Annotated in this window: 14 protein-coding genes and 2 pseudogenes; 2 read left to right on the plus strand and 14 right to left on the minus strand. The window is 58.8% G+C overall.

The window, feature by feature from the left end; translation table 11 throughout:
- Positions 1-47: 47 nt before the first annotated feature.
- The 7 genes from BZK31_RS14870 to cpdA all read right to left on the minus strand — a co-directional run bounded on the left by BZK31_RS14870 (position 48) and on the right by cpdA (position 8,178).
- Positions 48-743: a PqiC family protein gene (locus BZK31_RS14870; RefSeq protein ID WP_083183720.1), complete on the minus strand. Its 696-nt coding sequence runs from the start codon at positions 741-743 to the stop codon at positions 48-50.
- 183 nt (positions 744-926) lie between these two features.
- Complete coding sequence (parC, locus tag BZK31_RS14875; RefSeq protein WP_083183721.1) at positions 927-3,182, minus strand: DNA topoisomerase IV subunit A; 2,256 nt, start codon at positions 3,180-3,182, stop codon at positions 927-929.
- Positions 3,183-3,192: 10 nt separating this feature from the next.
- Positions 3,193-3,714, minus strand: coding sequence for a retropepsin-like aspartic protease family protein (locus tag BZK31_RS14880; RefSeq protein WP_083183722.1), 522 nt, complete (start codon positions 3,712-3,714; stop codon positions 3,193-3,195).
- Positions 3,711-4,688, minus strand: a complete 978-nt coding sequence (locus BZK31_RS14885) for an esterase-like activity of phytase family protein (RefSeq protein ID WP_083183723.1) — start codon at positions 4,686-4,688, stop codon at positions 3,711-3,713. The genes BZK31_RS14880 and BZK31_RS14885 overlap by 4 nt, the downstream gene beginning before the upstream one ends.
- Positions 4,685-6,589, minus strand: a complete 1,905-nt coding sequence (parE, locus tag BZK31_RS14890) for a DNA topoisomerase IV subunit B (protein WP_083183724.1) — start codon at positions 6,587-6,589, stop codon at positions 4,685-4,687. The genes BZK31_RS14885 and parE overlap by 4 nt, the downstream gene beginning before the upstream one ends.
- Positions 6,590-6,665: 76 nt before the next feature.
- Positions 6,666-7,283 (minus strand): YqiA/YcfP family alpha/beta fold hydrolase, encoded by a 618-nt coding sequence (locus BZK31_RS14895; protein ID WP_083183725.1) that lies wholly within the window; start codon positions 7,281-7,283, stop codon positions 6,666-6,668.
- 88 nt (positions 7,284-7,371) lie between these two features.
- Positions 7,372-8,178: a 3',5'-cyclic-AMP phosphodiesterase gene (cpdA, locus tag BZK31_RS14900; protein ID WP_083183726.1), complete on the minus strand. Its 807-nt coding sequence runs from the start codon at positions 8,176-8,178 to the stop codon at positions 7,372-7,374.
- A gap of 107 nt (positions 8,179-8,285) precedes the next feature.
- Between cpdA and BZK31_RS14905 the strand changes: the two are divergent.
- Positions 8,286-8,780 (plus strand): annotated as a pseudogene (locus BZK31_RS14905) (methyl-accepting chemotaxis protein); the annotation flags it as partial.
- A gap of 324 nt (positions 8,781-9,104) precedes the next feature.
- Here the strand turns inward: BZK31_RS14905 and BZK31_RS14915 are convergent.
- The 7 genes from BZK31_RS14915 to BZK31_RS14950 all read right to left on the minus strand — a co-directional run bounded on the left by BZK31_RS14915 (position 9,105) and on the right by BZK31_RS14950 (position 13,388).
- Positions 9,105-9,608 (minus strand): hypothetical protein, encoded by a 504-nt coding sequence (locus tag BZK31_RS14915; RefSeq protein ID WP_244182689.1) that lies wholly within the window; start codon positions 9,606-9,608, stop codon positions 9,105-9,107.
- A gap of 20 nt (positions 9,609-9,628) precedes the next feature.
- Complete coding sequence (locus BZK31_RS14920; RefSeq protein ID WP_244182691.1) at positions 9,629-9,790, minus strand: DUF4926 domain-containing protein; 162 nt, start codon at positions 9,788-9,790, stop codon at positions 9,629-9,631.
- A 47-nt stretch (positions 9,791-9,837) separates the two neighbouring features.
- Positions 9,838-10,269 carry a hypothetical protein gene (locus BZK31_RS14925; RefSeq protein ID WP_244182690.1) on the minus strand — a complete coding sequence of 144 codons (432 nt, stop codon included), beginning with the start codon at positions 10,267-10,269 and terminating at the stop codon, positions 9,838-9,840.
- Positions 10,270-10,283: 14 nt separating this feature from the next.
- Positions 10,284-10,604, minus strand: a complete 321-nt coding sequence (locus BZK31_RS14930; protein ID WP_157900742.1) for a hypothetical protein — start codon at positions 10,602-10,604, stop codon at positions 10,284-10,286.
- 99 nt (positions 10,605-10,703) lie between these two features.
- The gene (locus tag BZK31_RS29730; protein ID WP_083183731.1) at positions 10,704-11,369 is read right to left on the minus strand and encodes a hypothetical protein; all 666 of its coding nucleotides are present in this window, start codon (positions 11,367-11,369) and stop codon (positions 10,704-10,706) included.
- A 958-nt stretch (positions 11,370-12,327) separates the two neighbouring features.
- Positions 12,328-12,780 (minus strand): DUF1249 domain-containing protein, encoded by a 453-nt coding sequence (locus tag BZK31_RS14945; RefSeq protein ID WP_083183733.1) that lies wholly within the window; start codon positions 12,778-12,780, stop codon positions 12,328-12,330.
- The gene (locus BZK31_RS14950; RefSeq protein ID WP_083183734.1) at positions 12,771-13,388 is read right to left on the minus strand and encodes an NUDIX domain-containing protein; all 618 of its coding nucleotides are present in this window, start codon (positions 13,386-13,388) and stop codon (positions 12,771-12,773) included. Before BZK31_RS14950 ends, BZK31_RS14945 begins: the two co-directional genes overlap by 10 nt.
- 208 nt (positions 13,389-13,596) lie before the next feature.
- Between BZK31_RS14950 and BZK31_RS14960 the strand changes: the two are divergent.
- Positions 13,597-14,077 (plus strand): annotated as a pseudogene (locus BZK31_RS14960) (DUF3298 domain-containing protein); the annotation flags it as partial.

The raw sequence follows: 14,077 nt of genomic DNA on the forward strand, positions 1-14,077 counted from the left end.
AAGTGAACAGCATTACGCATCACTGCGGGCTTTTTGTTCTCCAGGCCTTAGAAGCGGAACACTTCAAGGTCTGTACGAATCGGCGATGCCATCGGAATACGAGGTTTGTCTGCCTCTTTGGCACGAGCCACCGGGGCTTTTTTTGGTTCTTCGATCGGCTGCCAGGAAATCGGCTTGATCGCCGTACTGACCTGTTCGGCCAGACGCTGCAGCAACATGCCTTGCGCCTTGACCTGATCGGCAGAGCTGCCAGCATGGACCTGCTCAAGGTGTACCAGTCGGCTGTCGCGGACGTGACCCTTGCGATCCAGTAGGCGCCATTGTGCGTCCAGCACGGCTGGCTGCTTTGCACCGGAATCCAGACGGGTAATCGACAGCACCACCTGAACGTCGGGCGAGAAGTTGGCAACCGCAGGTGCCAGCACGACGCGCTGACTGTCCAGCTTCCAGGCCAATTGGCGCAGCAACAACTGATCTATGTCCGAAGACAGATTGCCCGCCCAACGTCCATCGGGCGAGGCAGTCAGAGTGCCATCAGGCTGTCGTTGCAAGAGGGTTTCGCGTTGCAGGTAGTCGGCCACCGAAACAGGGCCCAGCAAGACTGCCAGCCCACTACTTTGCTTCGGTTGACCAGGCTCACCGCTGTCCAGTTGATAGAGCGCGGTCGGCTGGTGCACGCTGCACCCGGCCAGACCCAGGACGCCAGTCATCAACAGGACAAGGGGAAGGCGTAGAAAATTCATCATCCCATCCAGGTGGCTGCCCCACGGGAAGCCACAGTATAAATACTTTCCAGACCCATGCAGGCACTGCGCCACGCTTGCGCCCCAAGACTCCATATCATCCGTGAATATTCGCCATGACTCCAGCGATTATGCATCGTACTTCATGGCAAAACGAAGAACACCAGCGTCAGGTCAATGTTTTCAGCTATTTTCCACCAATAGCGCATCGACTCTCTGGAAGCCGCGAGGGAGTTTATTGCCGCGACGGCCGCGCTCGCCCTTGTAATGCTCCAGGTCTTCGGGCTTTAGCGATAGCGTTCGCTTGCCCGCCTGAAGTACCAGCGTAGCGCCCTGCGCGATGACTGCCAGATCGGTCACGTACTCTTCGCGACTGGCGACTCGCTCGCCTGGAATACCAATGATCTTGTTGCCTTTGCCCTTGCCCAGCTGCGGCAGGTCACTGATCTTGAACACCAACAGACGCCCCTCGGTGGTGACCGCCGCGAGCCAGTTCTGCTCACGGTCGGTCACCGGCCGAGGCAGAATGACCTTGGCTCCGCTCGGCAGGCTGAGCAGCGCCTTGCCGGCCTTGTTCTTGGCCTGCAAGTCCTCGCCCTTGACCACGAAACCGTACCCGGCGTCCGACGCAATGACATACAGCGCATCGTCATCAGGCAACAGCACACATTCGAAGGTCGCCCCCGGCGGTGGCTGCAGCTTGCCGGTCAACGGCTCGCCCTGGCCGCGTGCCGAAGGCAAGGTGTGCGCGGCGACCGAATAGCTACGGCCCGTGGAGTCGATGAACACCGCAAACTGGTTGGACCGCCCGATGGCCGACGTCTTGAAGCCGTCACCCGCTTTATAGGAGAGCCCGGTGGCATCGATATCGTGCCCCTTGGCGCAGCGCACCCAGCCTTTCTCGGACAGCACCACGGTGACCGGCTCGGTCGGCATCAACTCGTTTTCGGACAGCGCCTTGGCTTCGGCACGCGCCACGATCGGCGAGCGTCGGTCATCACCATAGGTCTCGGCGTCGGCAATCAACTCGGAACGCACCAGCTTACGCAGCTTGGATTCACTGCCCAGCAACGCCAGCAGCTTGGCCTGTTCCTTGCGCAGCGCATCCTGCTCGCTGCGCAACTTCATTTCTTCCAGACGCGCCAACTGACGCAGACGGGTGTCGAGGATGTAGTCCGCCTGGATTTCCGACAGCTCGAAGCGCGCAATCAATTCAGCTTTCGGGTGCTCGGCAGTGCGGATGATGTGAATCACTTCATCCAGATTCAGGTACGCGGTCAGCAAACCGTCCAGCAGGTGCAGACGATGCTCGACCTTGTCCAGGCGGAACTGCAGACGACGGCGCACGGTGCCGATACGGAAAGTCAGCCATTCGCCGAGCAGCGTCTTAAGGTTCTTGAGCTGCGGCTTGCCGTCCAGACCGATGATGTTGATGTTGACCCGGTAGCTGGATTCCAGCTCGGTGGTCGCAAACAGGTGCTGCATCAACTCGTCGAGTTCAACCCGGTTGGAGCGCGGGATGATGACGATGCGGCACGGGTTTTCGTGGTCCGACTCGTCACGCAGGTCTGCCACCATCGGCAGCTTCTTGGCCTGCATCTGCGCTGCGATCTGCTCCAGCACCTTGGCGCCGGAGACCTGATGCGGCAGCGATGTGACCACGATGTCGCCATCTTCGATGCGGTACACCGCCCGCATGCGCACGGAGCCGCGCCCGGTTTCGTAGATTTTCAGCAGATCGGCGCTGGGCGTGATGATTTCCGCTTCGGTCGGGTAATCTGGACCTTTGATGTGCTCGCAGAGGTCCTGAATCGTCGCCTTGGGGTCGTCCAGCAGATGAACGCAGGCGCTGGCGACTTCGCGCAGGTTGTGCGGCGGTACGTCAGTGGCCATGCCCACGGCGATGCCGGTGGTGCCATTGAGCAAAATGTTCGGCAGACGCGCCGGCAAGACGGCAGGTTCATCGAGTGTGCCGTCAAAGTTCGGCACCCAGTCCGCAGTGCCCTGACCCAGTTCGCTGAGCAGAACTTCGGAATAGCGCGACAGACGGGCTTCGGTATAACGCATGGCGGCAAAGGACTTGGGATCGTCCGGTGCACCCCAGTTGCCCTGGCCGTCCACCAGCGTGTAGCGATAGCTGAACGGCTGGGCCATCAGCACCATGGCTTCGTAGCAAGCCGAATCGCCGTGCGGGTGGAATTTACCGAGCACGTCGCCGACGGTACGCGCCGACTTCTTGTGCTTGGCGTCCGCGCCCAGGCCCAGTTCGCTCATGGCGTAGACAATACGACGCTGCACAGGCTTCAAGCCGTCGCCGATATGCGGCAAGGCACGGTCCATGATCACGTACATGGAGTAATTGAGGTAGGCCTGTTCGGTGAAGTCAGCCAGCGAGCGGCGTTCTACGCCGTCCAGGCTGAGGTCAAGGGAGTCGCTCATGCGGGCCTCATCATTGTGTTGACTGGCGCAGCAGCAAATTGCCGCCACGCTGTGTGAATTCGAGTTGTTTCATTGCGCTCATGCCCAGCAACACTTGATCACCGTCCAGACCCGGCGCTACCAGCGCACGCACATTGGTCAGGACGATGTCGCCCAGTTGCAGCCGGTCGAGCGAGGTCCGGAAACCCTGACTGTTGCCATTGGCGGTACTGACCGTCACCGGCAGGCCACGCTTGAGGCCGAGGTGGTCGGCCATGTCACCGGGTATCGCGACGTCGGTCGCGCCGGTGTCGATCATGAATTCTACCGTCCGGCCGTTGATCTGGCCGGTACTGACGAAGTGTCCCTGACGGTTGCCCGCCAGTTGCACCTCGATATACCCGTCGCCGTGCTGCGAAGCCACGACCGCATTGGGGTTGCGCTGCTTGTCTTCCCACTCGCCAAAAAAGCGTGTGGCGAGAAAGATCCCAGCCGCCCAGGCCAGGATCATCAGGATTTTGCCGGCGCGCCTGCCGGGAACCGCCTGAGTCATTGCCCCTCACTCCAGCCCGCACGGGGCGCTGCGAAACGCCATACAATCGGGCGTTTTTCGCCATCGGCGCGAACACCAAAATTGTTGTCGATGCCGATCCAGGCACCCGTCTCGTCCACGACCAGCGCTTCGGTCAGACCATAAGGCTGATCATAGCGACGTGACGGCAGCATGGCTTCCTTGGCAAACGACCAGCAACGCTCTATTTGTCCGGTTTCCAGCTCGCGTCGGCAAATGCGGTAGACCGAACGCTCCAGCGTGAACAGCTTGCCGTTGTACAGCGAGATATCGGAAAAGTCCGTCGACACCTTTTTGCGCTTCTGCTCCGGCGGCAGCGTGTCTGTTCCGGCCTCGGCCAGCAGCACGCAACTTTTTGCGCAGTTCCACTGATCCTTGTCACGCTGCACCACCAAAAGGCCGCGCTTCTCGCGCTCGGCCGCGAGCCAGATCCGGTCACCGGCAGCGTTCACGGCAATACCTTCGAAAATCGCATTGAAATGCTGCAGCATGCCCTTCTCGCGTGCCTGCTGTACCAGTTCATGAGGCAGTGGCAGCCACGCGGGAGCGCCTGAGACCGGTACTTTCAGCACCGTACCGTAGGCTTCGCTGACCAGATACCGATTGCCCGCCGCGTCGCAACTGACGCCTTCGAAATCCATGCTGCCGCCGCGCACGATGGACGACAGGTTGGCCAGCGAGCGCAGGTTCAGCGGCAGGTCGCTGTCCGGTTTGGGCACATCAATAACGTGCGCCTCGGCCTTCCAGACCCGATCCGAGACATCAAGGCTGTAGAGCAGCGTGTCGTCACGGTCGGACACCGTCCACAACCGGCCATTGCACGAGGCAAGACCGGACAGGTTGCCGCCCACCATGCCGTCAACCGGATGTTCGGACTGCAACGTCAGGGCCTCGAGCGGTGCCGCGAAAACCGGGGCGACCACAAAGGACAGGGCAGCGAGCCAGGCTCGTGTCAAATCATGACCTCGGCCAGGTTGCCCTTCGATTCGAGCCAGGTCTTGCGATCACCGGCGCGTTTCTTGGCCAGCAGCATGTCCATGATTTCCGACGTGGCGGCGAAGTCATCCAGTGTGAGTTGCACCAGACGCCGGGTGTTCGGGTCCATGGTGGTTTCGCGCAGTTGCGGCGGATTCATCTCGCCCAGGCCCTTGAATCGGGTGACCTGAGGCTTGCCGCGCTTCTTCTCGGCCACCAGACGGTCAAGGATCCCGTCGCGTTCGCTTTCGTCCAGCGCGTAGTAGATTTCCTTGCCCAGGTCGATGCGGTACAGCGGCGGCATGGCCACGTACACGTGACCTGCGTCCACCAGGGGCCGGAAGTGCTGAACGAACAATGCGCACAACAGGGTGGCGATGTGCAGACCATCCGAGTCGGCGTCGGCCAGGATGCAGATCTTGCCGTAGCGCAACTGACTGATATCGGCTGCGCCCGGATCGACGCCGATGGCGACCGCAATATTGTGCACTTCCTGGCTGGCCAGCACTTCGCCGCCGTCCACCTCCCAAGTGTTCAGAATCTTGCCGCGCAACGGCAGGATCGCCTGGAATTCCTTGTCGCGTGCCTGCTTGGCCGAACCGCCCGCAGAGTCACCTTCGACCAGGAACAGCTCGGAACGCGCCGGATCCTGCCCGGCGCAGTCGGCCAGTTTGCCGGGCAGTGCCGGGCCTTGTGTGATGCGCTTGCGCTCGACCTTCTTGCTGGCCTTCAGACGGCGACCGGCGTTGTTGATCGCCAGATCGGCCAGCTGCAGGCCCAGCTCGGAGTGGGTGTTGAGCCACAGGCTGAACGCATCCTTGACCACACCCGAGACGAACGCTGCCGCTTCACGCGAAGACAGACGTTCTTTGGTCTGGCCTGAGAACTGCGGCTCCTGCATTTTCATCGATAGCACGAACGCGATGCGCTCCCAGACGTCTTCCGGCGCAAGCTTCACACCGCGCGGCAGCAGGTTGCGGAACTCGCAGAATTCGCGCATTGCATCCAGCAGCCCCTGGCGAAGACCGTTGACGTGGGTGCCGCCCTGCGCGGTCGGGATCAGGTTGACGTAGCTTTCCTGAACACTATCGCCGCCTTCGGGCAGCCAGAGCAGCGCCCAGTCCACGGCTTCCTTGTTGCCGGCGAAACTGCCACAGAACGGTTCGTCCGGAAGGCGCAGGAACTCGGTGACCGAATCCTGCAGGTACGAGCGCAGCCCGTCTTCGTAATGCCACTCGACCTTCTCGCCGCTGGATTTGTCCTCAAAGCTGACCAGCAGACCGGGGCACAGAACGGCCTTGGCCTTGAGTACGTGCTTGAGGCGGCTGACGGAAAACTTCGGCGTGTCGAAATACTTGGGGTCCGGCGCGAAATACACGCTGGTGCCGGTATTGCGCTTGCCAACCGTGCCGATGACCGCCAGTTCGGTGGCCTTGAAACCGTCGGCAAAGGTCATTTCGTATTCGTTGCCGTCGCGCTTGACCCGCACCCGAACCTGGGTGGAGAGCGCGTTGACCACGGAGATCCCCACGCCGTGCAGGCCGCCGGAGAACTGGTAATTCTTGTTGGAAAACTTGCCGCCGGCGTGGAGCTTGGTAAGGATCAGCTCGACACCCGACACGCCCTCTTCGGGGTGAATGTCCACCGGCATGCCTCGACCGTCGTCGGACACTTCAAGGGAGTTGTCGGCGTGCAGGATCACCTGCACCGAGCGGGCATGACCGGCCAGGGCTTCGTCGACACTGTTGTCGATGACTTCCTGCGCCAGGTGATTGGGCCGCGAGGTGTCGGTGTACATGCCCGGACGTTTGCGAACCGGATCGAGGCCCGAGAGGACTTCGATGGCGTCTGCGTTATAAGAGCTAGCGCTGGGATTGGCCATGGGTTCTCGTTATCAATCGTTCATTGGATTTCGGGGGTTCAATGTTCAGGTATTCCTGTGACCGGCAAACGATCACTTACAGCGCCGACAGGTCGATCCCCAGCAGCAGGCCCGGGGCGAAACCGGCAAAACTCAACAGGGCGGGCAGTTGCTCGGCAAAACCCTGATAGCTGTGATCACCGCCGTGCTGGATACGCAGCGCGCATGCCCGGTAAAAGGCTTCGGCGCGGCGGTAATCGAGCGTCTCGTCGCCGGTCTGCAACCACACCTGAACCTGTTGCGGATCCTTTGGGGCTGGCACTTCCAGCGCAGCCAGCGCGTCGATATGGTCCTGCGTCAACTGCCACTGCTCGCCCGTGTACAGATTCTGCTGCATGCCGAGAAACCCGTCGAACAACTGATGCGGGTTGACGGCCGGGTTGATCAGTAGCGCTTTCAGGCCATGGCGCTGCGCCAAATGAGTCGCATAGTAGCCGCCGAGCGAGCTGCCGACCAGCAGCGGCCGACCCAGCGTCTGAATGGCCGATTCGAGCTGAGTCATGGCTTCACGTGGATGATGATGCAGTTCAGGGACTTGCAGCCGTTCGGCCAGGCCCAATGAATTCATCAGCGCAAGCAACTGGCAGGCCTTTTTCGACTGAGCCGAGCTGTTCAGGCCATGAATGTACAGCAATGAGGGGGTTTCGCTGGTCACGCTGCTGCTCCCGGGTGCAAGGCAAAGCCATGCAGTTTACAGGGACTGACGTCACAACACCTTACCGGAAATAGTTACGTGCGACGATTCAGTAGCCAGTGCCACCATAATCGGCCTCGAACACCATGCCGACCACCCTGGAGACGCCGGTTTCCAGTTGCCCGTCATCATGAAGTCGCAGCCAGCGATAACCGGGTGCCGCGGTGTCCAGCTTGAAATCTTCGCTGCCCGGCGCGAACTGGATGCAGGTCGAAGGCGAGGCCAACAGGCGCACGCCTTGGCGCATCTGGTCGAACGCCTGATGCACATGCCCCCACAGAACCGCTTTGACGTGAGGGAAGCGGTCCAGAACGGCAAAAAACGCCTCGGCATTGCGCAAACCGATCGGCGCCATCCATTCACATCCGATGGTCACCGGGTGATGATGCAGACAAACCAGATGATGCCGGTCGGGCGCCTCGCTCAGGGACTGCGCCAGCAACCGCAATTGCGACTCAGCCAGAAAACCCGGCACAGAACCTGGCACCGCAGAATCCAGCAACGTCCCCCGCCATTGGCCAACATCCAGCACCGGCTCCAGCAACCCGACGCCCTGCGCCACCTGTTCCATTTGCGGCAGCTCATCATGATTGCCGGCGAACCAGCGCGCAGGCGCTGCAATCTGTCCGCTGAGCCGACGAAACGCCTCATACGACTCCACGCTGCCATCTTGGGAAATGTCCCCGCTGGCAATCACCACATCAATACCCGATTGCTCGGCCACCACCAGATCCACAACCTTTTCCAGGCTGTCACGGGTATTCATGCCCAGCAAGGTCCCGTCCGCCTCGGCAAACAAGTGGCTGTCGGATAACTGCACCAGCAAAACTGACGATGAAGGGGCTGCGCTCGGCAAGGCCGTCTCCTGGAAAGGATTCAGCGCGATTATGTGACGGCGAGCGATACGGGTAAACCCGGAATGTGGGTGCGGCAGCGGATAAGGATCACATTTTCATTCAAGTCATCCGTGCCGTGGCGGAACAGACCAACCTGCTGGCGTTGAACGCAGCCATCGAAGCAGCCAGGGCCGGTGAAGCCGGGCGCGGTTTTGCAGTCGTTGCAGATGAAGTCCGTTCACTCGCTCATCGTACCGGGGACTCTACACGCGAAATCGAAACGATGATCGGCAGCATCCAGCTGGGCACCAACCAGACGGTAGACGCCTTGCTGACCAGCGCCGAACAGGCCCGACAGACCCAGACTCAGCCCACGTCCGCCAACGAAGCGCTGCGCACGATCGCGCAGGCCGTCGGTGACATAGACGAGCGAAACATGGTGATCGCCAGCGCTGCGGAAGAACAGGCTCAGGTGGCAAGAGAAGTCGACCACAACCTGGTGCGCATCCGCGACCTGTCGATCCAGACCTCTGCCGGGGCAGAACAGACACACTCGTCCAGTCAGGAACTGTCACGTCTGGCTGACGACCTCAGCGCTTTGGTCCGTCGTTTCAAAGTGTGAAACCAGTCGTGGTGCCGGGCGCCTGATGAAAATCAGGGGCCCGTCGCACACCGAAGCCCTCCTGATACCTCTTCAGCAAAAACGCCGAAGCCTCGCCTTCCGAGCAGTCGAAAAAATCAACGCTCCCGCCACCATCCCCGCCATCCCGGCGCCCGACAGATAACCCAGCGCTTGCTCGTAAGGCATCTCAGGCCAGCAGTGCCCCATGATGAATAGTGTGATCAGGGTGCAGAGGGTCATGGTTGAGAGGGATGCCAGTAAACCTCGTATCACAGCCATTATCACCTCACACGTCAGCGATACGCGTATACGCCAGATCAACAATTACACGCGGCACAATGTCACCCAGACCTCATCCAGTTCATCATCAAGCAAAAGCAGCGCCTCAAAACCCGAATCCGGAAACTGCCGATTGAGCTTAGCGCCCCAGCAATCGCGAATCACCGCACCCAGCTCGGCAGCCTCGTCGTAACCGATATCGCCCGGCAAGCTGGTGATCTCGACCATACTTATCCAGTAGGGTATTTTCCGAATAGGCACCTGCCGTTCCAGCGAGTCTTCATAATTGGTGTATGTGAAGTTCTCCTCGATGAAATACCCGCCTTCATAAATAAAAATCGTGGGATTGAAGAGCGCAGCGAAGCTTTCGATGACGTCTGCCGGAAAATTCAAACGCGACAGGCTCATGTAGAGATAGCAAAACTTTGATGTGTTGGCTCTATCCCCCACCACATAATCCGCATAAGGATATATGATCGGCACATCATCACTGCTAGAAGGCTCCGACCGAAAGAGACCCTTGAGTCGTTCAAGTATTTTTAAGCTCATCACAGCCGTACCAAAAGAGATTACGGCGAAGGAAGCAATGTCAACTGCGCCGTCGTTCTGCCTTGCGAATCGGTGAACTCGACTTCGTGCGCAATATCCGGAACAAAGAATTCATGCACAATCGTTCCTGTTGTCCCTTTGAGCAAACCTTCATCAGGAACATCCACTTCAAGCCTGACCACGTCGAGCAATCTAAAATCCATTAGGCACATCCAAAGCCCTTCAAACCTTAATCCGAAAAGCCAATCGTCACAAATACCTCACAGCCCTCATCATCGACAATCGCTCTGGCTTGGGCAAAAGACGGGCCGAATTCAGAGGCAAGTCTGGCGTTCCAGCTTCCCGCCAATGCATTCGCGACAACCGTCGCTTCAGGCACTGAGAGATTCTCAAAAAGTCCCGTCACCTCAAGCAGGTTCATCCAGAACTGATTCTTGGCTGGAGAGTTATCCGATTCCAACAGCGAGTGGTAATAAGCCTCATCAAAGTTCTCCTTAACAAAAACCCAGTCATCCACACGTATAAAATCAGGCCAGTACAGCTTCGCCATCCAGAGCGCAAGATCAGCAGGCAGGCGCTGCGTATGATGAATCGCATGCATGAATGTAATCGAAGCCCGAGACAGGGTGATGAGCATTATCGGCCCGGAACGACGCAACATCGTAGGATCCCATATCAGTCAGCCAATTCACGCAACGCTGAAAACGGACTTAACCGTTCAGGAACATCACTCCATATGATCCACTCATGACTGTCAAAGGCTTCAAGTGCGATAAAACAGTTTTGCGGCGGCTCATCCACCTCGATGGGTTTCCTGATCTTGTCGACAGAATCCACGGCGACGATAAAGCAGTCGAAGACCTGCTCGATATCATTGGCAAATAGGCGCAGCTCTTCCCAACTGAATAACCATCCTTTTTCGAGGTCTCGCAAACGCTCCTCAAAGTCAGGCATAGCCAGACCAGCCGGAGCGATGCCGACACCGTAAAAACTCAAGCACGACCCAGATCCATTTGTTATCAGGAACAAATGACAGCATTTCCTTCAAGTTAAAAATAAAGCCTTCACCCGTTACCGGGATAGTCAGCGTATTCATTAGGGGTACTCCAAAGGTTTAGCATCTCCATGCTTAAGGGTTCCTCCTGTTTCATTGGGGGTCCAATCGTGCTGATATGGATTTGTATGATTTTCAGGGCGGCCATGATCTGTAAAGTCGATGTCCCGACTGGGCACCAATGCGCCTGCCTCATCTTCACGCCACTCACGTGCTTGCCTGTAGTCTCCACGACGCCCCTTTTTATTACCCAGTTGTGTATGCGGAACATCAGAATCAGGAATATGGTTACCGTGCTTGTCTCTAGTTAGTTTTCTGTCCGGCCGATATAAATATGCCGGCACAACCGCCTTCGCCTGCGGAATCACAACCGTCTGCGATCCGCTCCCCTCGCCTTCAGCAATCCCTGCCTCGTAAACCCTGGCTTTCTTGAGATTAGCGCCCAGCTTGCCCAGTGTCTCGCCTAACCGTGTGAGCAGTGGCGTCAGTCGTGTGGAAGCAACTGATGCGCGTGCTGCGAGGCCGGTGCCGCCGGTCAGGAAAACAAGCAGGGCTGCCAATACGATCTCGAAGACCATGCCTGCGGTGAATTCGAGGATGGACTCGTGATTCTGGATGCTGACGTATTCTGCGGCAAAGTCTCGCAATACACGCTTGCTGGCTGCATCTTCAAAGATGTAGTTCGCAGCCTCGTAAGCCTGCGCCATCTTTTCCCGGCTGATGGTTGCGGGATCAAAACCCAGTGCTGCGGCCAGATCACGGTATTGGCCCCCGTGTATTGCTCCAGAAATGAATCCAGCCAGCCTTTTCCGGGTTCCGGTTCAGCCTTCCAGGCCGCCACTGCCGCCTGTGCAAGCTCATCAAAGGGGTTGGCCAGATCAGCAAATTCAAGGTTTGACTCAACCAGCCCCCAAGCGCCGTACAAAAATCCCCGTCCCAGTGCGATCTGGGCATAAAAGACATTGGCAACCGCACTGCGCTGTGTCTGGATCGCTGTCAGACGGTCGGCTTCGACTCGCTCGGCGGCCAGGATTTCATGCAGCACCTTTTGCAGCTCTGATCGAATGCACCCAGCTGCGCTTTCGGATCGAACCGCGGATTGAGCCGGATTCTGTGCGCACGGCCTTCAATCACCTGACTGAGAAAACTCTTGGAATCCAGTGTGCCCCGGATGACTTGACCGTTTTCTTGAGTGAGATCCCAAGAACAACCAGCCAAAGACTCACCGTTACTCCAGAGAAATCGAACGCCTACCAGACAGCCGGGTTTAGGCTCTTGCGCATAAAGCGTGCGTGGCGGCTGATTTTCCCAGGTGGATGCGGGCGGTCGCGGCTTCAGCGGGGATTTGGCAGGTCCAGCAGGACGGCATACACCCGGCGTCGGCGAATAGTTGCCTCTGGTGTCGTAACCCCCCATTGCGCTGAACTCCTTGTATCAATGGTCACGCATCCATGCGCTGGGCAGTGCAGGTCAGTCGGTCATGAACCTTGGCTGAAGGTGAGCAGATGAAAAACAGCCGGCGAGTTTAAGCACTGACGCGAGATCGTCCAGCGTCAAAAAGTATCGGAAGATGTCGATGCCACAGGCTGAAACGCATTCAGCACGATGCCGCCGTAGGAGAGCGGCATTCGCCGACTGAAGGATTGAAATGTATCGGAAGGTGTATCAGCGTACCGCTTCGAACTCGTGACCGCAGGCCAGGCAGTGGCTCAGCCATTCACCCAGAAACAGATTCAGTTGGGCCTTTTCATCGGGCTGGTGCATGTCGGCGTTGGGGTACGGATAAATCCCCCGGAAGCGACGGGCATGTTCGGCGCCAATGACTTCGGCCATGCGGGCGTCGTGGTAGACCTGCACTTCAAGACTGGGCAATGGCAGCCACGGCAGGCTGTGTTCCTGGCGCACTTGCAGGGTGGTGGTGTAAGGGCAGTCGAGCAAAACCTCGACCGCCAGCACGCCCAGCATTTGATCACCCTGGGTGACCGCAACGCGGCGCGAGCGCTGTTGGTTGCGCATGTCCGGCAGCAATCGCATCAAGCGCGCGTAGTTGGCCTCGCACGCAGCCTGAAGCCCGGCAAGATCAACACGGTAGCGCTCGCGCAGTAGATTCACGACCATAACCCCCTTATTTCAGCGCGGTTCAACGCCAGCCATTGCAAGGCGATAATCGTTGCCGCGTTCATGATTCTTCCGTCAGCCACAGCCTGCATCGCATCGTCGAACGACCAGACCGTCACGCGGATGTCTTCGCCTTCGGATTCGAGCCCGTGCAGCCCGCCTGCCCCCTGACTGTCGCACTGCCCCATGAACAGGTGAACGAACTCGTCACTGCCGCCCGGCGAAGGAAAGTATTTAGTGATTGGCCACAGCGCGCCGAACACAAGCCCAGCTTCCTCTTCTGCCTCACGATGAGCAACTTCTTCCGGTTGCTCATCCTTGTCGATCAGACCCGCCACCAGTTCGATCAGCCAAGGGTTGGCTGCCTTCTCGACCGCGCCCACGCGAAACTGTTCGATCAGCACCACTTCATCACGTTTTGCGTCATAAGGCAGGACACACACTGCGTCGTGGCGAACGAAAAGTTCGCGGCTGATTTCCTTGCTGGTGCCGCCATCGAACAACTCGTGGCGCAGGTACAACTTGTCCAGCTTGTAGAAACCCTGAAAGCAGTTTTCCCGCCGGGTGATCTCGAAAGCCGTCGGTGCTGAACGGGTGGTCTGGGTCATAGGTTTCTCGCTTGGCGCTGTCTTGAACGTGCGACCATCCTAACGCGCATCGACCACCAGATGCAGCCCCCTTAAAGAAGCAGGGTAGACGCCCGCCACGTAAAACAATTCTAATCCGCCCAGTGGCGAACCGAACCGGGCGTTTGCAGTCCAACCAGCCTGCACACGCACAACGCAACCGCCTTCACTGACACTGCCAAGGATCAACATGTCGTTATTGAGGATCACTTCACTGGCTTGCCTGGCCCTGTTGCTCGGCGCCTGCCAAAGCCTCTTCACGCCCAACATGCGCGCACCGCTGCAGGTTCAGCGCGATGCTTCCGAGCTGATCAAGCCGGGCTGCACCACCGCCGATTGCCCGTTGGTGAACATCGATACCGTGCACTTTCCTGACGAGCCGAAGCTGGACGCCATCGTCCAGAAGACCCTGCTGCAGCTGACGGTCGCCGACAGCAGCACGCCGCCGCCAGCGTCGATCAAGGCCTATCAGGAACAGTTTCTGAACCGCGCTCAAGGCCGCAACAGCAGCTACCTGCAAGCCAAGGTACGCGAACAGCATGACGGTATCGTGGTCGTCGAGCTTTCCAGCTACCTGGACACCGGCGCCGCACACGGCGATCCCGGCCGTGCGTTCATCAACTATTCGCGCCAGCAGCAGAAAGCCCTGACGCTGGCCGACATGGTGATCC

The sequence above is a fragment of the Pseudomonas floridensis genome, assembly GCF_002087235.1.
GTDB classification, from domain to species: Bacteria; Pseudomonadota; Gammaproteobacteria; order Pseudomonadales; family Pseudomonadaceae; genus Aquipseudomonas; species Aquipseudomonas floridensis.